This window comes from Streptococcus mitis, from assembly GCF_047463435.1.
In the GTDB taxonomy this organism is placed as follows: Bacteria; Bacillota; Bacilli; order Lactobacillales; family Streptococcaceae; genus Streptococcus; species Streptococcus mitis_DS.
On the sequence record NZ_JASHDW010000013.1, the window covers coordinates 1 to 25408 of the forward strand.

The 25408-nt window shown below is 43.9% G+C and carries 4 protein-coding genes and 1 pseudogene; all 5 read right to left on the minus strand.

Annotated features, from left to right (window positions below; translation table 11 throughout):
* Nucleotides 1-10689: accessory Sec-dependent serine-rich glycoprotein adhesin (locus QM843_RS08385; protein WP_414399224.1), on the minus strand; the 10689-nt coding region annotated here is incomplete at its 3' end.
* Between the two features lie 712 nt (nt 10690-11401).
* Entirely contained in the window at nt 11402-17341 is a 5940-nt protein-coding gene (locus tag QM843_RS09870) for an LPXTG cell wall anchor domain-containing protein (RefSeq protein ID WP_474104519.1), read from the minus strand.
* Nucleotides 17342-17344: 3 nt separating this feature from the next.
* Nucleotides 17345-22267 (minus strand): annotated as a pseudogene (locus QM843_RS09875) (accessory Sec-dependent serine-rich glycoprotein adhesin); the annotation flags it as partial.
* Between the two features lie 1169 nt (nt 22268-23436).
* On the minus strand, nt 23437-24981 hold the full coding sequence (locus QM843_RS08395) for a peptide chain release factor 3 (protein ID WP_001025438.1): 1545 nt from the start codon (nt 24979-24981) through the stop codon (nt 23437-23439).
* Between the two features lie 298 nt (nt 24982-25279).
* Nucleotides 25280-25354 carry a hypothetical protein gene (locus QM843_RS08400; protein ID WP_232610068.1) on the minus strand — a complete coding sequence of 25 codons (75 nt, stop codon included), beginning with the start codon at nt 25352-25354 and terminating at the stop codon, nt 25280-25282.
* Nucleotides 25355-25408: the final 54 nt, after the last annotated feature.

Sequence of the window (25408 nt, forward strand, 5' to 3'; positions counted from 1 at the left end):
TGCTGACTCTGACGCACTTGTTGATGCTGACTCAGAAGCGCTTGTGCTTGCTGATTCTGAAGCGCTTGTGCTTGCTGATTCTGATGCACTTGTCGATGCTGACTCAGAAGCGCTTGTGCTTGCTGATTCTGATGCACTTGTTGATGCTGACTCAGATGCTGATGTGCTTGCTGATTCTGACGCACTTGTTGATGCTGACTCAGAGGCGCTTGTGCTTGCTGACTCTGATGCACTTGTTGATGCCGATTCAGAAGCGCTTGTTGACGCTGATTCTGACGCACTTGTTGATGCTGATTCTGAAGCGCTTGTTGATGCTGACTCAGAGGCTGATGTACTTGCTGACTCTGACGCGCTTGTTGACGCTGACTCTGACGCACTTGTTGATGCCGATTCAGAAGCTGATGTACTTGCTGACTCAGATGCGCTTGTGCTTGCTGACTCAGACGCACTTGTTGATGCTGACTCAGATGCGCTTGTTGATGCCGATTCAGAAGCCGATGTGCTTGCTGATTCTGATGCACTTGTTGATGCTGATTCAGAAGCGCTTGTTGATGCTGATTCTGAAGCGCTTGTTGATGCTGACTCAGAAACGCTTGTTGACGCTGATTCTGACGCACTTGTTGATGCTGATTCAGAAGCGCTTGTTGATGCTGACTCAGAGGCTGATGTACTTGCTGACTCTGACGCGCTTGTTGACGCTGACTCTGACGCACTTGTTGATGCCGATTCTGAAGCTGATGTACTTGCTGACTCTGACGCACTTGTTGATGCTGACTCAGAAGCTGATGTGCTTGCTGACTCTGACGCACTTGTTGATGCTGACTCAGATGCACTTGTTGATGCTGACTCAGATGCGCTTGTTGACGCTGATTCTGACGCACTTGTTGATGCTGACTCAGAAGCTGATGTGCTTGCTGATTCTGATGCACTTGTTGATGCTGACTCAGATGCTGATGTGCTTGCTGATTCTGATGCACTTGTTGATGCTGACTCAGAAGCTGATGTGCTTGCTGATTCTGACGCACTTGTTGACGCTGATTCTGATGCGCTTGTGCTTGCTGACTCAGAGGCACTTGTTGATGCTGACTCAGAAGCGCTTGTGCTTGCTGATTCTGATGCACTTGTTGATGCTGACTCAGAAGCGCTTGTGCTTGCTGATTCTGATGCACTTGTTGATGCTGACTCAGAAGCGCTTGTGCTTGCTGATTCTGAAGCGCTTGTTGATGCTGACTCAGAAGCGCTTGTTGACGCTGATTCTGACGCACTTGTTGATGCTGATTCAGAAGCGCTTGTTGATGCTGACTCAGAGGCTGATGTACTTGCTGACTCTGACGCACTTGTTGATGCTGACTCAGAAGCGCTTGTGCTTGCTGATTCTGAAGCGCTTGTGCTTGCTGATTCTGATGCACTTGTCGATGCTGACTCAGAAGCGCTTGTGCTTGCTGATGCTGACGCACTTGTTGACGCTGACTCAGATGCGCTTGTGCTTGCTGATTGGCTCGCACTTGTTGACGCTGACTCTGACGCGCTTGTTGATGCTGATTCTGAGGCTGACGTGCTTGCTGACTCTGACGCACTTGTTGATGCTGACTCAGAGGCCGATGTGCTTGCTGACTCTGACGCACTTGTTGATGCTGACTCAGAAGCTGATGTACTTGCTGATTCAGAGGCACTTGTTGATGCTGATTCAGAGGCGCTTGTGCTTGCTGATTGGCTTGCACTTGTTGAAGCTGACTCAGATGCCGATGTGCTTGCTGATTCTGACGCACTTGTTGACGCTGACTGACTAGCTGAGGTGCTTGCTGATTGGCTTGCACTTGTCGATGCTGACTGACTAGCTGACGTGCTTGCTGATTGGCTTGCACTTGTCGATGCTGACTGACTAGCTGACGTGCTTGCTGATTGGCTCGCACTTGTTGACGCTGACTGACTAGCTGACGTGCTTGCTGATTGGCTTGCACTTGTTGAAGCTGATTCAGATGCCGATGTGCTTGCTGATGCTGATGCACTTGTTGACGCTGACTCAGATGCCGATGTGCTTGCTGATTGGCTCGCACTTGTTGAAGCTGACTGACTAGCTGAGGTACTTGCTGATTGGCTTGCACTTGTCGATGCTGACTGACTAGCTGATGTGCTTGCTGATTGACTTGCACTTGTCGATGCTGACTGACTAGCTGAGGTACTTGCTGATTGGCTCGCACTTGTCGATGCTGACTGACTAGCTGATGTGCTTGCCGATTGACTTGCACTTGTTGATGCTGATTCAGAGGCACTTGTACTTGCTGACTCAGATGCTTTTTGAGACTTGTAATCTGAATCATCTAATGTTGGCGTAACTGTATCAACAGTATTATCATCGTAAGTAACAGTTACCAATCCACGTTCATTAACAGAAATTGATTTAATTTGTTTACCAGCATTTAGTTTTTCAATCTCTGCGCGAATTTTTTCTCTATCTTCCGCTGTTGGATTCGTTTTGTTTGTTACCTTAATACTTGCTGGTACCTTTGGTTCATACTTCTCGTTTAGAGGAGCTTGTTGGAGTCCATATTCGACAAAATTAGTATTATCCGACAAGTCACGAACTCTTGCAAATCGTGTCCACTTATTACCTGCACTATATGGTTGAGTAGGATTATAGGTTCCTTCTTCTGTCAATTGACGTGTGTCTGGTTGAGCGACTGAAGCATTGGTAACTGTATTAGTCGTCTGTATCGCAAGACCCTTTTCTGCATATGGACTTGGAATGAGATTTGTCGTTGCATACTTCGGATCTTCATTAACAGAATTATTCCATGCCTCAATATTTTTAACCTTACCACTGTTATCAGTAGTTGTTACAGTAACACGGAATTTATCTCCAGCGTAGATTTTGCTCTTGCCATCTGTCGTCTTAGGAGCTTCTACCCATGTATTTGTAGACTTATCAAATACTTCAACCTTAACAGTAACTTTCGGCGCTTCAGTTTCCTTAGTAATTTCTTTAGTTGTTGATGTGCTAAGAGTCTCTGTTTCTCCAGTAGGAGTCGCTATATCCTTAGTTTGTGTAGCCGTTACAGTTCCCTTTGGAAGCAAACCGTTAGCATCTGCTAATTCATCCGCTCCAAATGTGACACTTGTAGCACCAGCTGGTACCACCTTCGGAGGGAAAGTCTTATCACCGATTGTCAAGGTTACTGTCGCACCTGGTGCCACATCTGTCACTGTAATACTACGGTTTGGAAGACCACCTGTATTTGTTACTTGATCATCTGCGATTTTTGGTGTTTTTAGGTTGACTTTGATGGTTACTGGAACTGTTCGACTGTTTCTAGGCTTATCACCTTCTGTAGTACTTTTCGGTAGAGTGACTCTGACATTTCGTGTATAGTAGCCCGGAGCCGCAACGATGGTATCCGCATCTAGGGCTGTTGTCCCGTCCCATGCAAAATCGACACCATCTGGCATTGGAACAGTCTGAGTAGTCGTCGTACCAGAAGCAGCTGTAGCAGAGTTAGCCTCCGTACTTGAAACAGCTGTAGCAGTGCCATCAGTAGGATTCGTAGTAAGAACGATATCTGTATTCTTAATGGCATTACCTGGAGTGTTAATAATATCTGCTAGTGGGCCTTTATCCCCAACCGTTGTTTCATAAACTTTCTTAGCTACTGGATCCACTACTGAGTAGTCAAAGGTTACAGTACTTGTTAAGGCCGGATCACCATTTGATGCATTACCGAAACGTCCTCTAGAATAGTTGGCAACTGCGGTATAGGTCGTATTGTGGGCTAGAGGTTGGTTATCCGCATCACTTACCTTAGTTGTGTGCCATACGTTACTAAAGGTAGTATTAACCTTCTCAGTTTGAATAGCATTTTCATCATTATTTAGCTTGTATTTAAAGGTTAAGCTTGACAATGAGTAGCTACCTAGGGCGTTCGAGTCATTAAGTCTATCATTATTTACATATAAGTTAGAGAATCCACCAATGTTATTAGCCCAGTTACCACCTGTAACTCTATCCGTTCCACTATCGGCTTTAAAGGCGTAGAATTTACCTGTTTTACCATCTCGTGTAAATGTTTCAAGCTTTTTGAGAACTGTATAGTTGTATTCGATATGAGGGGTAACTGTACCGTCTGGATGCTCAACTTTCAAGTAAGCTGTACGATTTCCAATCTCATTAAAGGTAGGAGCTGTTTCCCAAGTAACTTTCGTACCTTCTGGTAGATTTTTTCCACCAATACCACGAACAAAGGTACGGAGATTCAAATCATTTACATTTTCATTTTGTACAGCATAGAATCTATCAGAAACTTTTTCTACTGCATACTTAACGTTTGGACGAACGAGATTACTTGTTCCATCCAAGTAGGTGATTGTGACTGATCCATCATCATTTTGAGTGTATGAATCAATTTGCTTGTCCGCTTTTGGATTTGATGCTTTGATTGCTTCAAATACTTTAGCCTTTTCTTCTGCTGTTAAGTTGTTTACATCTGCAACTTCAAACTTAGTTTTTGGATCTACACCTGGATGTTTCTCTGACAACTTACCTTGTTTCAGACGGAAGCGGCTACCCTCAGAACGGTTTCCTACTGTATCTTCTGCGACAATGGCACGAGTAACGTGTTGACCATCGCCATACTGAAGATTTGCATTCACTGTACCAGTTTGAATGACTGTTGCTGGTGATGTTGCAGTAGCCGGTGTAACTGTTGTGATATTATTTGGCGCAACAGTTCCCCAAGTACTATGTAGGACATTATCTGTTTCTGATGCTGTGTTTGAACCTTGTCTTACGACAGTATTCGCAATCTTATCACTGTTATCTGTGAATTTAGTTGTAAAGCGGAGTTCATCACCTGCATAGAAAGTATGTGTTGTAAGACCATTTGCGTCAGTTGTTTTTGGAACTGGAACCCAACTACCATCCTTTTGTTTAACTTCTACAACTGTATCTTGAGCTACTGGAGCTACTGTTTCACGAGTGATTGTTCCAGTTGCTGTTGCAGAAGTCAAGACCTTATCTGTATTATCACTAGGATCTCGGCGAGTCACTTCTTGCTTAACCGTAACATTTCCTGTTGGAAGAAGGCCATTATTTGCGTCATAAGCTTCTTTCAATTCAGTAGGACTAAAGGTTACACTTGTATCGTTAGGTCCAGCTGTTTTCGTAAATGTCTTATCACCAATAGTAAGAGTAACTTTAGCCCCTCCTACAACATTATCAATCTTGATAGATTGATTTGGCAAACCACCTTTTTCAGAAATTGTATTTTCTACAATAACTGGTGTTTTTGGATTAACTTTAACAACTACAGGAATTTCAAAGTTTGCTTTATCAGATAATTTATGAATTACCGTACTTGAATCAGGTGGAAGCTCCATATTAACTCTATGGATAGAGAAACCTGGATTCGCAACAGTTGAATCATTTGGTTGTTCACCTTGGTGCCATGTATATTTCGTCGCATCTGGTGCCTCTGTTCGTCCATCTTTAGGAACTACAGCATCTTTTGGATCTGTTACCATGCTACCAAGTCCAGCAAGGTCACCTTGAGATGTTTCAAACACTTGCTTAGCACCATAATCATAAACTGAGTAGTGCCATGTTGTTGAACTTTCAAGAGCTGGATTATCTGCAGTTACCGCACCAAAACGTCCGTTTGGATAAATCGCTGTCAGCTTGTAATCCGTCTTATGAGCCATGTTGTCTACATTCCAGACTCTACTAAAGTAATCATTACCTACAGGTGTTGTTATGTTATCACCTTCGTTATTGAGACGGTAGTCATATTTCCACTTAACAGGTAGCCCATCAAATCCTTGGCGGTTGGCCAGATTTGTATAAACGTATGTATCTCCACCGATCTTATTAAATGTTTTGAAGGAGTGGAAGTTACCTGTTTGATTGTTATTCGTCTTAGTTTCCAGTTTTGGATAGACTTGGTAAGTGTAGTTCAAGTCTTTTGTAGAACCATCTGGATAAGTAATCGTAACAACGGCTGCTTTTCCTGAACCAACTTCACCTGTCGTTGGTGCTGTTTTCCATATGACTTTAGCTGTTTCTGGAATAGTCCCATTGACGAAGTCTCTCGGTGTTAAGTTAGCTACATCTTCATCTTTAATTGCATAAAAATTGCCATTATTTTTAGTTGTTACATTATACTTGTCAGCCTGACTTTGAACAGCTATGGTAATTGTTTGAGTTGAAGTATTGCCACGTTTATCTTTGGCAACGATCTTCACTGTAGACGTACCTTTACTTGTAGGTGCTCCAGTGATTTTACCATTTTCATAGTGCAATCCTGCAGGAAGGCCTGTAATCACAACACCATCTGTATCAGCCAGACCAACACCCTCATCGACAACTGTCAATGGAATATCCACGTGCTCACCTGATGTTGCTGTCGCATTGTTTGCGGTGATTACTGGAGGAACAGTATCTCCTGCTACCTTACGAGCAGTTGAAGGATCACTTGAATAACCATCTGAGGTACGAGTCGTCGAAGTGATGGTTGTATTTGTAGCAACAGCAGCATCTGTAAAGCTCACCTGACCAGTAGTAGGATCGATTGAAACACCAGCAGGCGTTTCATTCAAGCTCCAGCGACCATTACTTGCTTTTGTGGCTGTCAGTGTTTTCGAAGCATTTGTACCTTTTTGTGTATAGGCAATAGTCATCTGATTGACAGTGCTTTCTGAAGTTTTTGGAGCTACTGTCGCGTTACCAAAATTGTCCACGTTAATGGCTGGTTTTGTTGGTCTAGCAACCAAGGCAACTTGAATTTCTTTATCAGTCGCAAATACTGTACGTGTTTCACTGCTTGTATCCTTGGTCTCTGCTGGGAATTCTGCAATCGCATTGTGGGTCCATTTACCTGGAGCTGATAATTGTTTCTCATTACTTACATCATAACGATTGGCATCATTCCACTTGAAGGTCATACCACCTGGGAAGTAAGTATCACTTTGTTCTGTACCAGCTGCAATTCCTGTTGTTGCAATATATTGGTGAGCATCCCCTAGAGTATCTCCAACGTTTTTAAATACTTCCCCATTAGCAGCCGTATTTTTACGAACAACATCGACCACGCGGTACTTCATGTAACGAGTTGTTTCAGTTGTTCCATCTGATACAACAACTTCAGCTATGTGAGTGCCAAGCGTTTGGTTATCATTTACTCTTCCATCAATCAGACGTCCAGAATACTTGTTGCTTTCTGTTTTACCAGTTTGCTCTGTAAAGCTTCCTGATGTCACACCACCTGGTAGGTTTTTAATCTGCAATTTAGTCAACTTACCTGAGTTATCCCAAGCCTTAACGATTGGGTTAAAGGTAGCGCCACGGTAGACTGTAAAGAGCGGTGCATCCGCTTCAGTAGGACGAGTTGTAGGAAGTGTTTTGCCTTGAACAGTTACGTTTGGTGCAATACGGTCGCTTACGTTAAAGTTTACTGCAACTGTATCTGTCGAACCATCTGGGTAAGTTACCAAGATGTTACGTGTATGTTGACCTGCTGTCCAGTTAGTTGGCTCATCTCCAACCCAAGCATAGGTTGTCTCAGCCCCAGCTGTTGTTCCATTAGTCGGGAGACTTGAACGGTTAGTGATATAAGTCTCAGGATTATCAAAACGAACACGTCCGTTTTCCTGGATATCTACATTTTGTGTCGTAGTTGTTGGTGTGTACTTCTCTGTTTGCGGACGATATTCAACTGTGATTTTTGCATCGTTATTATCGTTCGTCGTACCATTGTCATTTGTCAAACCAACTCGGTCATAACCTGCTACATAACGTGTCCAAGAACCTGAATTACCTGTATAGGCTTTTCCGACATGACCTGTCAATTTCACAACACTTGGCTGACTGGCTGATGCACTTCCTTCTTGACCAAGTCTATTTTGATTTGTTGTGAAATTCATCGCTGTTTGTTTTGAATTATCAACAATATCATTTGTCTCAAATTTGCCACTAGGAGCTGTTGCATTACCTCCATTGTCACGAACTTTGATCTTATCCAGTCGTTTAAGGTTATCTGTCAACTTGATATCGACATCAATCTCTTCTTCACGATAAACGAGAATCTTACGAGGATTTGTGTCATCTACCTTAGCACCCTTATTGGCTACGATTCCCGCAATCTGTGGTTTTTCTGTATCTGTGAAACGAGCTCTTACAGTGTTACTGAAGCCAGACTCAACATAATCTTTATCTCTTCCATCATTATCACGATAAGAAGTTTGGTTCTCAATTTTCACCTTAGCATTAAAGCTATCCTGATTTGCCATTTGAACATTGTTAAAGGTAGCAACACCCTTTGCATTGGCAGTCGTTGAAGCAAACTCAACTCCGTTCTTATAAAGAATAACTTTTTTGTTTGGAGTTGCATTTTCTACAGTGATGGTTTGAGATGAAACGTTATCTTGTAGAGTTGTTGTGATTTCTGGAGTTTTTGGTTTTACAACAAACTTAACTGGTGTATCTGCACCCTTACTATCTGGGAATTGTCTATGAATATTGTATTCAAACACCCCTGGTGTACGACCGACCTGATTAGACTCTACTTTGGTATTGGTACCTTTTATACGATATTCAATCGTTGTGCCAGCAGGTCCTTTAGTACCACTATAGTCTTGAGTTCCTGGATGAACCAAGTATTGGTTAGGGTCTGTATAGGCTTGTTTTGTATCTTTGTTTGAATACCACCATTTCAATCCAGCCTTGTTAAAGGCAGATGTATCATATGGAGCTTCAACCTGATTTACGATATAAGTTCCGCTATCGCGAGCTACAAAAGGATAGGCTTTAACATTATCTAACCCCAATGGGTTGGTATGGATACCAATCCCTGCCCAAGTTGTATTGTGAGTTCCTTCACCATACATAACCTTCATGTTCTTGAGGTCACCATTGGTTACGTTATCTGGAACGGTTGTTTCAAAACGGGTTACCGCAACACGTCCACGGTCACCAACGTTGATGTTATTCCAAAGAACACGTTCCTCATTGGTCCAAAGAATAGCTGGCTTGATATTATTTTCCCAAGTCGCCTTACGCCATTGGTCAGAGTTCCCTGTATTGTGATATGACTGAGCTTTCAAGAGGTTATATTGCTCATCTTGGTTGTTCAATGACAAGAAGCCACTATCGACACGTTTGTAGTTGTCTTTAGAACGAACTTCCATCGAGTCACGTCTCATACCATTGTACTCTGCCGGCATCATGTTATCAGATGGCGTAGTAGACTTAGGAAGTCCTGTCATATCCTTTCGAGGTGAACCTGTAGCCGTATCAACATAGGATGCATCAACGATGGTTGTCGGCATATTGACCTGACTAGGGATTTGGATCCAGTGGCGAACGTTGGTCTGTCCCATGGTCTGACGAGGGTTAGACATGAGCGTCCAGATAATCTTTGTAATCTTACCATTGGCTGCGTATACAGGTTCTGCTTTTAGATCAACAGAAGTTTCAACACGTTGTTTAGCATTCGTGTTTTCACCTGATGTTAGATACTTGATGCTTTCACCATTTGCTAGATTTTCAGTCTGTTCACCGATGGCACCTGAACCAGTTTGTGTATTACGAACACGGAACTGTGTTCCTGGTTTCATCGCTTTACCATTAAGGAAATCACGTTTACCGTTATTAGCACGGAGAACAGCGTTAACGATTGAGTTTTGCGCAGATGTAGCTTGCTTGATAACATCTGTCAAGTCAGCATTTGGATTTTTAAGAGCTTCTTCGATAGCTGTTACAGCAGCATTGACCTTAACAACCGCTGCTTCTGTATTTGGCAGACCGATAGACTTAGCGAGGTATTCACCCATAGTCGCTGAGATTTTAGATAGACGTTTGCGGTCTTCTTGAGCTTTCTTGTTGCTCTCAGCAGATACTGTAGTCGCTACGGCAGCTGTTGTCGTTGTATCCACCAAACTTGAAGTCGTTGATGTGATTTGGCTCAAACGAGTTTCAACTGCTTGTAGAGATGCGAGGCTTTCAGTGATAACTTTTGAAAGAGGTGCATCAGCTGTCGCGTTAGCTGCATCTTCCTTACGAACAGATGTCTCTTTGTTTGAAGCTGTCTCTGATGTTGCTGGTTTTGCAAGTTCAGAAGTCACTCCAGTTTGTGATTGAGACGAACTTGTCGAGGCTGACTCAGATGCACTTGTACTTGCACTTTCAGAAGCAGATGTACTTGCCGATACAGAAGCACTTGTTGAAGTACTTACTGATTGGCTTTCACTTTCTGAAAGATGCTTACTTGCATTCTTGGAAGCTTCCTCAGACAAGGATTGGCTTTGGCTGACAGAAACTGATAGGCTGTCGGCTTGAGCCCCCTCCTGATCTTTTACTGTTCCCAAAGTTACTGTGTCTGTATTCGCAAGTGTTTGATTTGACTCTACTGTCTTTTCAAGAGCGTCGTTGGCATAAACAGTTGTTTGTGTTGCAACTGCTCCTCCAAGCACCGTCCCTGCTGCGGCTATCCCTTTCAGGATATCCAATCCAGTCAGTGTATTTGCTGATTGCTCTTCGATAACTTCAGTTGTTACCTGAGCAGCATCTACACCACCACGCAAGACTTTAAAGAGACCAAATTGAGAGGTCGAGGCACGCAACCAATGCTTACCCGACTTAATCAACTTGAAACGGGTCACACGATCCGTCTCTCTATATTCACCTTCTTGGCGTCTAAAAAACATTTTTTAGATTCCTTTCCAATTATATTTATGTGTATTTATCAATAAAATACCAATCTATATTATACACTTCAAATGCAGTTAATTCAATAACTTTCAAAACATTTTTACCTAAAAAAAAAAAGTATTTTATATGGATATTATAGGCGAATATACCGTTTTTTATAAATATTAGAAAAATAGCCATTTTAAACGTTTTCATAGAAACAAAGTCCAATTTTTAAGCGTTTTTATGTTTCAAGATTCCGAAATATTAAATTTTTGTTACAAGGCGTTGGATGCGATTTCCTAACCATTATTATAAAATAGTTTATTTTATAAGCATTTTGTTTCATATCATTATCGCTAAGATGTTTGTATATTTTTATTGAATAGATGAACCATACATAGCTAAAAAATAGCAACATTATCTTACCTTAAAAGCAAGGATAAGATATTCTATTTTCATTATTGGGATTGTAGGATTTCTTATTTATTGTGGATGGAAATAAGATGTGAACAAACCGATTAGGAAAGGATTATTAATTTCTAGAAATGTTTTAGTAGCCTTTGTGTACTGTTGTAGTTTCAATTTTCCATAAAATAAAAAAGTGAACTAAACTGAATTCTGATTTCCAGAAAACTAGTTTTGTTCACTTTTTTTATGGGCTAAACTTTTGTTCCAGCCACTTTTTCAAACATCTATCCGTAGAGAAATCTGCTACAGAAAGATTGTTTACATTTCTTCTTCATCATCACGCTTGCGGCGTTTCGCAAACAGACCTAGACCAGTTACAGCAGCCAAAGCACCTAGAAGTACAGATGATTTAGAAGCTTCTGTACCTGTATTTGGCAACTGCTGTCTTGACTTAGCTGTCGATCCGGCACCATTTCCAACGTGTGAAGTTGAATGATCAGCATTTGATTCTACAAGCGAGCTTGACGCTGAAGAACTTTCAGAAGCTACACCTGAAAGCGACGTACTTGTCGAAGTCGACATAGACTCTGACGTTGAGACTGACACGCTTAGACTCGTTGATTGCGAAGCACTGTCACTCAAACTAAAGTTCGGTTTATCAGTACTATCCGGAACTGACATACTTGTTGATGCTGATTCAGAAGCTGATGTGCTTGCTGACTCTGACGCACTTGTTGATGCCGATTGACTTGCTGACGTACTTGCTGATTGGCTCGCACTTGTCGATGCTGACTGGCTAGCTGAGGTGCTTGCTGACTGGCTTGCACTTGTCGATGCGGACTGACTTGCCGATGTGCTTGCTGATTCAGATGCACTTGTCGATGCGGACTGGCTAGCTGAGGTGCTTGCTGACTGGCTTGCACTTGTCGATGCACTTTGGCTTGCTGACGTACTTGCTGATTGGCTTGCACTGGTTGAAGCCGATTGACTAGCCGACGTGCTTGCCGATTGACTTGCGCTTGTTGAAGCACTTTGGCTAGCTGACGTACCGGCTGATTGGCTCGCACTTGTTGAGGCCGATTGACTAGCTGATGTGCTGGCTGATTGACTTGCACTTGTCGATGCTGACTGACTAGCTGACATGCTTGCCGATTGACTTGCGCTTGTTGAAGCTGACTGACTAGCCGACGTGCTTGCCGATTGACTTGCGCTTGTTGAAGCCGATTGACTAGCTGAGGTACTGGCTGATTGGCTCGCGCTTGTCGATGCTGACTGACTTGCAGACGTACTTGCTGATTGGCTCGCGCTTGTCGATGCGGACTGACTTGCAGACGTACTTGCTGATTGACTCGCACTTGTTGAAGCCGATTGACTAGCTGATGTGCTGGCTGATTGGCTTGCACTTGTTGATGCCGATTGACTAGCCGACGTGCTTGCCGATTGACTTGCGCTTGTTGAAGCACTTTGGCTTGCTGACGTGCTGGCTGATTGACTTGCACTTGTCGATGCTGACTGACTTGCTGACGTACTTGCTGACTGGCTTGCACTTGTTGATGCCGATTGGCTAGCTGACGTACTTGCTGATTGGCTCGCACTTGTCGATGCTGACTGGCTAGCTGAGGTGCTGGCTGACTGGCTTGCACTTGTCGATGCTGACTGACTTGCCGAGGTGCTTGCTGATTGGCTCGCACTTGTCGATGCGGACTGGCTAGCTGAGGTGCTTGCTGATTCAGATGCACTTGTTGATGCCGATTGACTAGCTGATGTACTTGCTGACTGGCTCGCACTTGTCGATGCTGACTGGCTAGCTGAGGTGCTTGCTGACTCAGATGCACTTGTTGATGCCGATTCAGAAGCGCTTGTGCTTGCTGATTCAGAAGCTGATGTGCTTGCTGACTCAGATGCGCTTGTGCTTGCTGATTCAGAAGCTGATGTGCTTGCTGACTCTGACGCACTTGTTGATGCCGATTGACTTGCTGACGTACTTGCTGATTGGCTCGCACTTGTCGATGCGGACTGGCTAGCTGAGGTGCTTGCTGACTGGCTTGCACTTGTTGATGCACTTTGGCTTGCTGACGTGCTGGCCGATTGACTTGCGCTTGTTGATGCTGACTCAGACGCACTTGTGCTGGCTGATTCTGACGCACTTGTTGAAGCCGATTGACTAGCTGACGTGCTGGCTGATTGGCTTGCACTTGTCGATGCGGACTGACTTGCAGACGTGCTGGCTGATTGGCTCGCACTTGTCGATGCGGACTGACTTGCTGACGTACTTGCTGATTGGCTCGCACTTGTTGATGCACTTTGGCTTGCTGATGTACTTGCTGACTGACTTGCACTTGTCGATGCGGACTGACTTGCGCTTGTCGATGCTGACTGGCTAGCTGACGTACTTGCTGATTGGCTCGCACTTGTTGAAGCACTTTGGCTTGCCGAGGTGCTGGCTGATTGACTTGCACTTGTCGATGCGGACTGGCTAGCTGATGTACTTGCTGATTGGCTCGCGCTTGTTGATGCGGACTGACTTGCCGAGGTGCTGGCTGATTGGCTCGCACTTGTCGATGCACTTTGGCTTGCTGACGTACTTGCTGATTGGCTCGCACTTGTTGACGCTGATTCAGAAGCTGATGTGCTTGCTGATTCTGATGCACTTGTTGATGCTGATTCTGATGCACTTGTTGAGGCCGATTCAGAAGCTGATGTGCTTGCTGACTCAGATGCACTTGTTGAGGCCGATTCAGAAGCGCTTGTGCTTGCTGACTCTGACGCGCTTGTTGATGCCGATTCAGAAGCGCTTGTGCTTGCTGATTCTGATGCACTTGTTGATGCCGATTGACTAGCTGATGTACTTGCTGACTGGCTTGCACTTGTTGAGGCACTTTGGCTAGCTGACGTACTTGCTGATTGGCTCGCACTTGTCGATGCGGACTGGCTAGCTGAGGTGCTTGCGGACTGGCTTGCACTTGTCGATGCGGACTGACTTGCCGATGTGCTTGCTGATTCTGATGCACTTGTCGATGCGGACTGGCTAGCTGAGGTGCTTGCTGACTGGCTTGCACTTGTTGAAGCTGACTGACTTGCTGACGTACTTGCTGACTGGCTTGCACTTGTCGATGCTGACTGACTTGCTGACGTACTTGCTGATTGGCTCGCACTTGTTGAGGCCGATTGACTAGCTGATGTGCTGGCTGATTGGCTTGCGCTTGTTGATGCTGATTCAGAGGCTGATGTGCTTGCTGACTCTGACGCACTTGTTGAGGCCGATTCAGAAGCCGATGTGCTTGCTGACTGGCTTGCACTTGTCGATGCGGACTGACTTGCTGACGTGCTGGCTGATTGACTTGCACTTGTCGATGCGGACTGACTTGCTGACGTACTTGCTGATTGGCTCGCACTTGTTGACGCCGATTGACTAGCTGATGTACTTGCTGATTGGCTCGCACTTGTTGACGCCGATTGACTAGCTGATGTACTTGCTGACTGGCTTGCACTTGTCGATGCGGACTGACTTGCTGACGTGCTGGCTGATTGACTTGCACTTGTCGATGCGGACTGGCTAGCTGACGTACTTGCTGATTCTGACGCACTTGTCGATGCGGACTGACTAGCTGAAGTGCTTGCGGACTGGCTCGCACTTGTTGACGCCGATTGACTAGCTGAGGTGCTTGCTGATTGGCTTGCACTTGTTGAGGCTGACTGGCTAGTTGACGTACTTGCTGATTGGCTCGCACTTGTTGAGGCACTTTGGCTAGCTGACGTACTTGCTGATTGGCTCGCACTTGTCGATGCGGACTGACTTGCTGACGTACTTGCTGATTGGCTCGCACTTGTTGAGGCCGATTGACTAGCTGATGTACTTGCTGATTGGCTCGCACTTGTTGAGGCCGATTGACTAGCTGATGTACTTGCTGACTGGCTCGCACTTGTCGATGCTGACTGACTTGCTGACGTACTTGCTGACTGGCTTGCACTTGTCGATGCTGACTGACTTGCTGACGTACTTGCTGATTGGCTCGCACTTGTTGAGGCCGATTGACTAGCTGATGTGCTGGCTGATTGGCTTGCGCTTGTTGATGCTGATTCAGAGGCTGATGTGCTTGCTGACTGGCTTGCACTTGTCGATGCTGACTGGCTTGCTGACGTACTTGCGGATTGGCTCGCACTTGTTGAGGCTGACTGGCTTGCTGATGTACTTGCTGATTGACTTGCACTTGTCGATGCTGACTGACTTGCTGACGTACTTGCTGATTGACTTGCACTTGTCGATGCTGACTGACTTGCTGACGTACTTGCTGATTGGCTCGCGCTTGTTGAGGCTGATTCAGAGGCTGATGTGCTTGCTGACTGGCTTGCACTTGTTGAGGCACTTTGGCTAGCTGACGTACTTGCTGACTGGCTTGCACTTGTCGAGGCCGATTGACTTGCGCTTGTCGATGCTGACTGGCTAGCTGACGTACTTGCTGATTGGCTCGCACTTGTTGAGGCCGATTGACTAGCTGATGTACTTGCTGACTGGCTTGCACTTGTTGAGGCACTTTGGCTAGCTGACGTACTTGCTGATTGGCTCGCACTTGTTGAGGCACTTTGGCTAGCTGATGTACTTGCTGACTGGCTTGCACTTGTCGATGCTGACTGACTTGCTGACGTACTTGCTGACTGGCTTGCACTTGTTGAGGCTGACTGGCTAGCTGACGTGCTTGCTGATTCTGACGCACTTGTCGAAGCTGACTGACTTGCTGACGTACTTGCTGATTGGCTCGCACTTGTTGAGGCTGACTGGCTTGCACTTGTTGAAGCTGACTGACTTGCTGACGTACTTGCTGATTGACTCGCACTTGTCGATGCGGACTGGCTAGCCGATGTGCTTGCTGATTCTGACGCACTTGTCGATGCGGACTGGCTTGCTGACGTACTTGCTGATTGGCTCGCACTTGTTGAGGCACTTTGGCTGGCACTGGTTGACGCTGATACTGACGCACTTGTCGATGCGGACCGACTTGCTGACGTACTTGCTGATTGGCTAGCGCTTGTTGAGGCCGATTCTGATGCGCTTGTGCTGGCTGAAGCTGAGGCACTTGTTGAGGCCGACTGACTAGCTGACGTGCTGGCTGATTGGCTCGCACTTGTTGAAGCCGACTGACTAGCCGAGGTGCTGGCTGATTGGCTCGCACTTGTTGAGGCCGACTGACTTGCACTTGTGCTGGCTGATTGACTTGCACTTGTCGATGCTGACTGACTTGCTGACGTACTGGCTGATTGGCTCGCACTTGTCGATGCGGACTGACTTGCTGACGTACTTGCTGATTGGCTCGCGCTGGTCGATGCGGACTGACTTGCTGACGTACTGGCTGATTGGCTCGCACTTGTTGAGGCCGATTGACTAGCTGATGTGCTGGCTGATTGGCTTGCGCTTGTTGAGGCCGATTGACTAGCCGACGTGCTGGCTGATTGGCTTGCACTTGTTGACGCTGATTCAGAGGCTGATGTGCTTGCTGACTGGCTTGCACTTGTCGATGCGGACTGACTTGCTGACGTACTTGCTGACTGGCTTGCACTTGTCGACGCGGATTGACTTGCGCTTGTCGATGCTGACTGGCTAGCTGACGTACTTGCTGATTGGCTCGCACTTGTTGAGGCCGATTGACTAGCTGATGTGCTGGCTGATTGGCTCGCACTTGTTGAGGCCGATTGACTTGCGCTTGTCGATGCGGACTGGCTTGCACTTGTTGAGGCACTTTGGCTAGCTGACGTACTTGCTGATTGGCTCGCACTTGTTGAGGCTGACTGGCTAGCTGACGTACTTGCTGATTGGCTCGCACTTGTTGAGGCACTTTGGCTAGCTGACGTACTTGCTGATTGGCTCGCACTTGTTGAAGCCGATTGACTAGCTGATGTACTTGCTGATTGGCTCGCACTTGTTGAGGCCGATTGACTAGCTGACGTACTGGCTGACTGGCTTGCACTTGTCGATGCGGATTGACTTGCGCTTGTCGATGCTGACTGGCTAGCTGACGTACTTGCTGATTGGCTCGCACTTGTTGAGGCCGATTGACTAGCTGACGTACTGGCTGACTGGCTTGCACTTGTCGACGCGGATTGACTTGCGCTTGTCGATGCTGACTGGCTAGCTGACGTACTTGCTGATTGGCTCGCACTTGTTGAGGCACTTTGGCTGGCACTGGTTGACGCTGATACTGACGCACTTGTCGATGCGGACACTGATGCGCGGTAATCTGAGTCAGATATATCTGGCGTCACCGTATTTACCGTTCCATCTTTGTAAGTAATGGTCACCGTTCCATTTTCTGCAATAAAATAACTTCTGATACGATTTGCAATCTCTGGATTTGACGCTTTCACAGCTGCCAAGATTTTATCTTTCTCGGCCTTTTTCAAAGCGTTTGGATGTTCAACTTGGAAGACTACTGACGGCTTCTTACCAGGGAATCTTTCATTCAATTTACCTTGAGCAACAACTGCTGCTGGAGTACGTGCTTCATTATTGGACAAGTCTACAGCTTTTACCCCAAGTGTCCATTTATTCCCGTCTGCATATTTCTGATTAGGATTATAAGTCGCTATATACTCTAAAGTAGCAGGAGTATTCGTTGGTCTATTCTTGAATCCTGGTGCACTATCATTCGAAGAATAGTCACCTGAGAATATTCTATCTTTATCAGAAACACCATCATAAAGTTTCAAGTCTCTAAGTTTGCCACTATTATCTGAACCTTTTAAGACAACTTTAACTTCATCTCCAGCAAATATCTCGTATCCACTCGTATCAGGACGGACATTATTTTTCGGAGAAAGTTTTTCCCATTTACCATCCTTCTTGACATAGATTTCAAATTCAGGATTTGGAGCTTCATTTTCTTTAGTAATGTTCTTAGAAGTTGTGGCAGATTGAAGAGTTACATTTCTACCATTTGGATCTGTAACAACCTTTTCTTGTTTAACCGTTACTTCTCCTGTAGGTAACAAGCCATGATTGGTATCAGTGACCCGTTTCAACTCAGACGGTTCAAATGTCACACTTGTTCCAGTAGATTGTTTAGTAAAATTCTGGCCACCTATCGTTAGAGTGACTTTTGCTCCTGGTGTTACATTGTTTACTACAATTGAGCGATTGGGCAAGCCACCCTTTTCAATAACTGAATCATCTGCAATTTCAGGCGCTTGTGGATTAACCTTAATCGTAATCGGAACATTCTGTTTTGCTCTGTATCCAGTAGAATCTGCGGGAAGTTCTACCTCTACTTGCTTAGTAAAGGTACCTACAGTATTAAGTGATGGAGCACCATCAACCCACCTATAATTAGTTCCTGTCGCATCAAAATCTGGATTCCCTGATGCCGCCCTAACAGCTTCTTTAGGACTTGCTACAATTTGTTTAAAGTCTGAGTCATTTGTATTATTTTGTGTAAAAGTATATGAACGCTTTGGTTCAAATTTATAAATATTGTGAACAACATCAACTGTATGACTTAATTTAACAGTATCTCCTGCACCTGTACGACCAACAGGATAAGTAAAAGTCACCTGATGATTATGTCGTCCCACTGTAGTGGTATTAATTGGCGAACTTGCTACTGGTTGCCCATTATTTCGCCAAGTTTGATGAGCCCCACCTGGGTAGTTGTCACTTCCTTCTTTGTTAACATAATCGTGCCATAACGTACCTTTATGAGGTGTTGTTCCTTGAATATCATTCACAGGTCCCTTAGAAGCAATAGTCGCAAAGACCTTATAATTTACCGTTACATCATCAGTTGAACCGTCTGAGTATGTGACTGTTGCTACAGCTGTTTTATTGTCTCCAGTACTAGTTGTACTAATTGGTGTTCTCCAAGTAACCTTTGCCCCTGCAGGTAAAGGTTGCCCACCTTTAAGTTGAACAAAATTAGCTGCATTATTCAAATCGTTAGCTCTTTCACCAACATAAGTATAAAGCGTATCCACTTTAGCAACCGCAGTATACTTCTCAGTTTGATCCTTGACAACAAACTTAACATAACCTTCGTTATTATCAATTTTATTTGATGTATTCTGGTTATCTGTAGCTACAAGTTTACGTTCAGCAATTGTCCCTTTTGGCACGCTTTTATTCAAGGTACCTGTCAATGTAATCGTAGCATTAGTTTGGTTTGTCGTAGAAGTGATTGGATTTGAACGTGTGATACCAGTAAAACCACCATAGTTAGAAGCACTAGTATCCGCACCTCCGGAAGTCGTAGTTAATTTCAATGAATTGATTTTTCCAGAATCATCCGTCGCTTTTAGGGTAATATTAACCGGTTCGTTACGATAGAGATAGATTTCTTTGGTTGCAGGATTGTCATAAGGAATTTCCAATTTCGGACGTTCGTTGACGGTTACTGACTGTGACAGATAATTAGATGTCTCATCTTTATATATAATTCTCGCAGTTCCGTTTGCCTGAACTTCAATATCTCTAATACGGTGCTTAGTCTGATTATTCTTTGCATAGATTGCTGACTTCACAGCATTCTTCTCAGCAACTGTCAGATTATTCTTATCATTAACCGGCGTAAATTCAGGATTCGTAACAGCAAGACGATCTTTCAGTTGCCCTTGGGTGATTCGAACATTCCCACTTCCACCAGCGCCATTTTTATTTCCATACTTATCTGTTGCAATAGCATTTCGTTGCCATGTATTTCCAGAAGAATATGCTAAATCATCTTTCAAATGGGCATTAACAGTAATGCGGGCAGGAGTTGAAGTTGAGGCTGTAATATCTCCAGTTAAATGAGCAACTGTACCTGATCCAAACTGAGAACCGTCAACATTCCCATCCCCTCTAAAGAAATTATCTGTGAGGGCTGGTAAATTGCCATCTGCTTTTGGAACAATTTTAAAATCTGATAATTTCTCACTATTATCTGTCGCAGTAAACTCAATAGTAAAATCATCACCAGCATAGACAATATGTTCACTACCGCGCCCCCCTGAACCTTGAGTTGCTGGGATATCTTGTCCTCCACGAGTAACCTTTACAGAGGGAACCGGAACAATTTGTTCAAATAAATTAGCTTGAACCTTATCCACCGTATTGTCACGATAAGTAACTGTGATTTCACCGGTATTAGATACTGAAAGTGAACCTACTTCATTATTTTTTCTAAAGTCTGTACTAGATAGAATACCTGAATTTGCGTTTTTAAATTTTTCAAGAACTTGTTCTTTCTCAGTCTTTGTTAAGGCTGTTGGATTGTTAACCGTCACAGCCTCACCACTCACAGGCTCGTTACGCTCATTGAAACCTTTGATATGGAAAGTCATACGTGCCGTAGCTTGTTGACCATCACTATCTGTTACAACATATTCAAGAATGTGCGCGCCAGTAGCAAACGGCTTCCACGTTCCATTGTCTCGACCAATCGTACCTCCGATATGTACCGTATATTCTTTTGGATAATAGAGAGGTCGACCAAATTGATACACACCAAAATCACCCCAGTTTCCCTGTTTACTCTTTGGATAATTAGAAGCACTTAAGCCGGTGATAATTGTATTATTAGGTCCTGCATCTAATCTTTTCAACCCCTTATCATCACGCATTGGCATGTCGATTTTAGAAATAGAGTCATCATTATAATAAGTTTTATCTGCAGGCAAACTAATTGTAGGCGGCCTAGATGCTGCACGGTTCTGACCTGCTCCGCCAGTCGAAACGGTTGAACTTATTGAATTGCTATAATTCCCAGAAATGTTAGCGCTTGTAAACGGTTGACTACTTGTCGCTACTTGAGCATTCAACGTAGCCGCACTTGAACTATTGTTCACAGTCGCATAAACCAACATAGTCGCTTCAAGGTTCCTATTTAAGTCATGTCGCTTGTTAAATACATACTCATTGCCAGAGCCACCACGTTTCTCCATTGGCTCTCCATTAAAAAGAACACGAGTAATGGTTGTGTTCTTATCCACTTGTGCGATCAGACCTGCATAATTAAGCGGACTCTGCGAGTGCATTTTGATTTTCCAAACAACCTCACGATTAGAACTTGAATAACTTCCTTGTCCAAGTTGAGCTGTAGTGTGATTATTTACCGCAATCGGAGAAATACCTCGGAGATTTTCTCCCGTTGCCATTGGTTGTCCATTACGGGCATCACGCGCACCTGAATTGGCTCTCAAAACAGCATTGGCAATGGAATTACGAGCTTGAGTCGCTTTTTGCACCACTGCTGTCAAATCACTAGTTGGGTCAGCCAAGGCTTTTTCAATCTCAGTTACCGTAGCGTTGACATTAGTGATAGCCGAGTCAGTATTTGGTAAGCCAACAGCTTTAGCTAGATACTCACCCATCTCGGCTGAAAGCTTGGTTAACTTCTTACGATTTTCATCATTTTGTTTCGCAGAAACTTCCGATGTTGCTATGGCACCAGCAGTCACTCCTGCCAAGCTACTTATTTCTGCATTCGTATCAACCAAACCTTTTTCCAATTTAGCTGATTCCAATACAGGAGCACCTAGCTTAGAGGTAGATAACCCTTCTTTAGCTAACTGACTCTCTTTTGAAACAGAGTCTGCTTTTTCAGAAGTCTCAGAGGCACCATAGGTCTCAGAGGTAGGAGTAGAAAGTTCACTATTGTCTGAAGCTACCATCGACTGACTAGCGCTTACAGAAGTACTTGCTGAGACACTAGCCGAAGTTGATGCGCTTTCTGAAGCACTTGTTGAAATACTAACAGAAGAACTAACACTAGCTGATAGACTAGTGGAAACTGATTCTGAACTAGATACACTCCCACTTACTGAATGAGACTGACTTGCTGAATTTTCAGCATCTACTTTTGCAGTTGTACCAAGGACAACTGTATCATGCATTGCTAGAGTATCTGAACTATCGAGCGTTTTTTCAAGAGCTACCGCATCATTCGCAAACACTTTTGTTTGAGTAGCAACAGCCCCACCTAAAACTGCACCTGTAGCAGCAATCCCCTTTATGATATCCAGACCTGTAATCGTTTTATTAGTTTGGTTTTCTACTACTTCGGTCTTCACTTGAATAGTGTCTACGCTACCACGTAAAACCTTGAACAAACCAAAAAGAGAGGTTGAAGCTCTCAACCAATGCTTACCGGATTTAATCAATTTATACCGAGTCACACGATCAGTTTCGCGATATTGACCCTTTTGACGTCTGAAAAACATTTATTTTTTTCCTCCAAAAAGCGCTACAGTAGTTAGCTTAATGCAATCGTTTTCTATTATACACTATTTATCATATTAAATCAACTTATTTTTTAGTGTTTTTGCTAAAAAAAAAAAGCATTTTCTGCTTTGTTTTGTATAAATTCCCAATTGATAAATAAAGTTAATATACTGGCCAACTGAATCCCTCATTGACTGGGCTATAAAAAAGAGAAATCCATTATTTTTGCCGACGAATGCGTGATGCTTATCTAAAATCAAAAAGAGCATCATTTTTCTTCACATAGACATATATATTGTATGTTATTCAAGGAACTCTTCGCTACTTTCATTAGAATTAAGAGATAGTAAATTTTAAAATATATAGTTTAACTAGGATATTTTTTGAGCAGACCGACAAACAAAAAGGTTGCACTTTCGTAATGCAAATAGCTCGACCTACCAACTCTTACAAAAAATCCCACAATGCCACAACATTCGCAGGATTTTCTGACATAGGAGATTTGGATAAAGTACTATAGTAGTTACTGATTCAAGACCAAAACACCAAGCTTAGTAACTTCCCATTTGCCACAATAACAAAGCCCAAGAATTGATAGCATTCCTGGACATTTCTTATTAAAATATTTAGATCAACCAACATAAAGGTTACCAATTGTTAGGTTACTACACGGAGTTAGCAAAGCAGGTCGCTAGAACACTTTCTACCCATCACGACGGAAAGTTTTACGAAGCGATACTATTCGTGGACTCTGCCTAGCGAAGCGTTTAGGTAGACTGATTGTTACACCACGACACGGAGTTTAGCAAATCGTTTTCATTTGCCAAACGAAGTTAATGACGCAGTTAGCTAGTTTGCTTCTTTACCATTACGACGGAAAAATCCACGGATCGATATTATTCGTGGATTTTTTCCTAGTGAAGCGTTTAGGTAGACCGCCATAGCGGTTTCCGATTGTTAGCTTACGACACTGAGTTTTGCAAATCGATTCTATTTGCCAAACATAGTTAGTGAGGCAGTTAGGTCATACACTATCTAATCGTTACGACGTAAAGTTTTACGAATCGATACTATTCGTAAAACTTTACTAGTGGAGCGCCTAGCCAAGTTCCTTAGAAACTTGGCGTTAGTTACTTAGATTGTTACACAATCAAGTAACTTTGGCGATCTACATCTTCTCTTCCAACTCTACGTCTGGATACTTGTCCGCAAACCAGCGAAGAGCAAAGTCGTTCTCAAAGAGGAAGACTGGCTGGTCAAAGCGATCTTTAGCCAAGATATTTCGGCTTGATGACATCCGTTCATCCAAGTCCTCAGGCTTGATCCAACGAACGGTCTTTTTACCCATTGGGCTCATAACGACTTCAGCATTGTACTCGCCTTCCATGCGGTGCTTAAAGACTTCAAACTGAAGTTGACCAACAGCGCCTAGCATATACTCACCTGTTTGGTAATTCTTATAAAGCTGAACAGCTCCTTCTTGCACCAATTGCTCAATCCCTTTGTGGAAGGATTTTTGCTTCATGACGTTCTTAGCAGAAACTTTCATGAAAATCTCAGGGGTAAAGGTTGGCAGTGGTTCAAATTCAAACTTATTTTTTCCAACTGTCAAGGTATCCCCAACTTGATAAGTACCTGTATCGTAAACCCCGATAATATCACCTGCCACGGCATTGGTCACATTCTCACGACTTTCCGCCATAAACTGAGTCACATTCGACAGTTTAGCACCCTTGCCAGTACGAGGCAGATTGACACTCATTCCACGCTCAAATTCACCCGATACGATACGAACAAAGGCAATACGGTCACGGTGACGAGGGTCCATGTTGGCTTGGATTTTAAAGACAAATCCTGAGAAATCCTTGTCATAAGGATCTACAATTTCGCCGTCCGTTTTCTTGTGTCCATGTGGTTCTGGAGCAAACTTGAGAAAAGTTTCAAGGAATGTTTGCACACCAAAGTTTGTCAAAGCTGAACCGAAGAAGACTGGTGTCAATTCTCCAGCCAGAATAGCTTCCTCTGAAAACTCATTCCCAGCTTCATTTAAAAGTTCAATATCATCCTTGACTTGCTCGTAGAAAGGGTTGCTGCCAAAAAGCTTGTCCCCATCTTCTAAACTAGCAAAACGCTCATCCCCTTTATAGAGCTCCAAGCGTTGGTTATAGAGGTCATAGAGCCCCTCGAAGGCTTTCCCCATCCCGATTGGCCAGTTCATCGGGTAACTCGCAATGCCTAGTACTTCTTCTAATTCTTGCAAGAGGTCCAGTGGCTCACGTCCATCACGGTCTAGCTTGTTCATAAAGGTGAAGACCGGAATGCCACGGTGTTTCACAACCTCAAACAATTTCTTAGTCTGAGCCTCGATACCCTTGGCAGAGTCCACGACCATAACAGCAGCATCCACCGCCATCAAGGTACGATAGGTATCTTCTGAAAAGTCCTCGTGCCCTGGGGTGTCTAGGATGTTGACGCGCTTACCATCGTAGTCAAACTGCATAACAGATGAAGTCACCGAAATCCCGCGTTGCTTCTCGATATCCATCCAGTCAGACTTGGCAAAAGTCCCTGTTTTCTTTCCTTTTACGGTACCAGCCTCACGAATCTCGCCCCCAAAGTAGAGCAACTGCTCAGTGATAGTTGTTTTCCCCGCGTCCGGGTGGGAGATGATGGCAAAGGTACGACGTTTCTTAATTTCTTCTTGAATATTCATAAGTTCTCTTTCTTTGATTCTCTATTTTTCTTGTTTCAATAGCTAAGAATGATTTCTACATTGGATTTTACCATTCCTTTCAACACTCCATTATATCGGATTTTAGCATTTTTTTCAATTTCTATTTTATATCAGACACTGCTAAAGTAGAACAATTCCCCTTGCAATTTTTAAAATAAATGTTACAATAAATATAGAAAAAGGTGTTGCGTCAACAACACCCCACAGAGCCGTTTAAGACGGTGGCTGTAATTACATAACTAAAAAATAGCTCGTTAACTCGCCAAAGTTAGGACGGCTATTTTTTTGTCTCTTTTACCAATTCAAGGATGAACTTTAGGAGCGTGATAACAAAGTTACCAGCTACAAACATGAGTGTCAAAGACTCAAAAGGGGACAAATTTGGTTACTCCTTTCTACTAAGATT

Coding starts and splice junctions, on each gene's coding strand:
- QM843_RS08395 (WP_001025438.1), bottom strand. CDS start 24,981: ATGAATATTCAAGAAGAAATTAAGAAACGTCGTACCTTTGCCATCATC.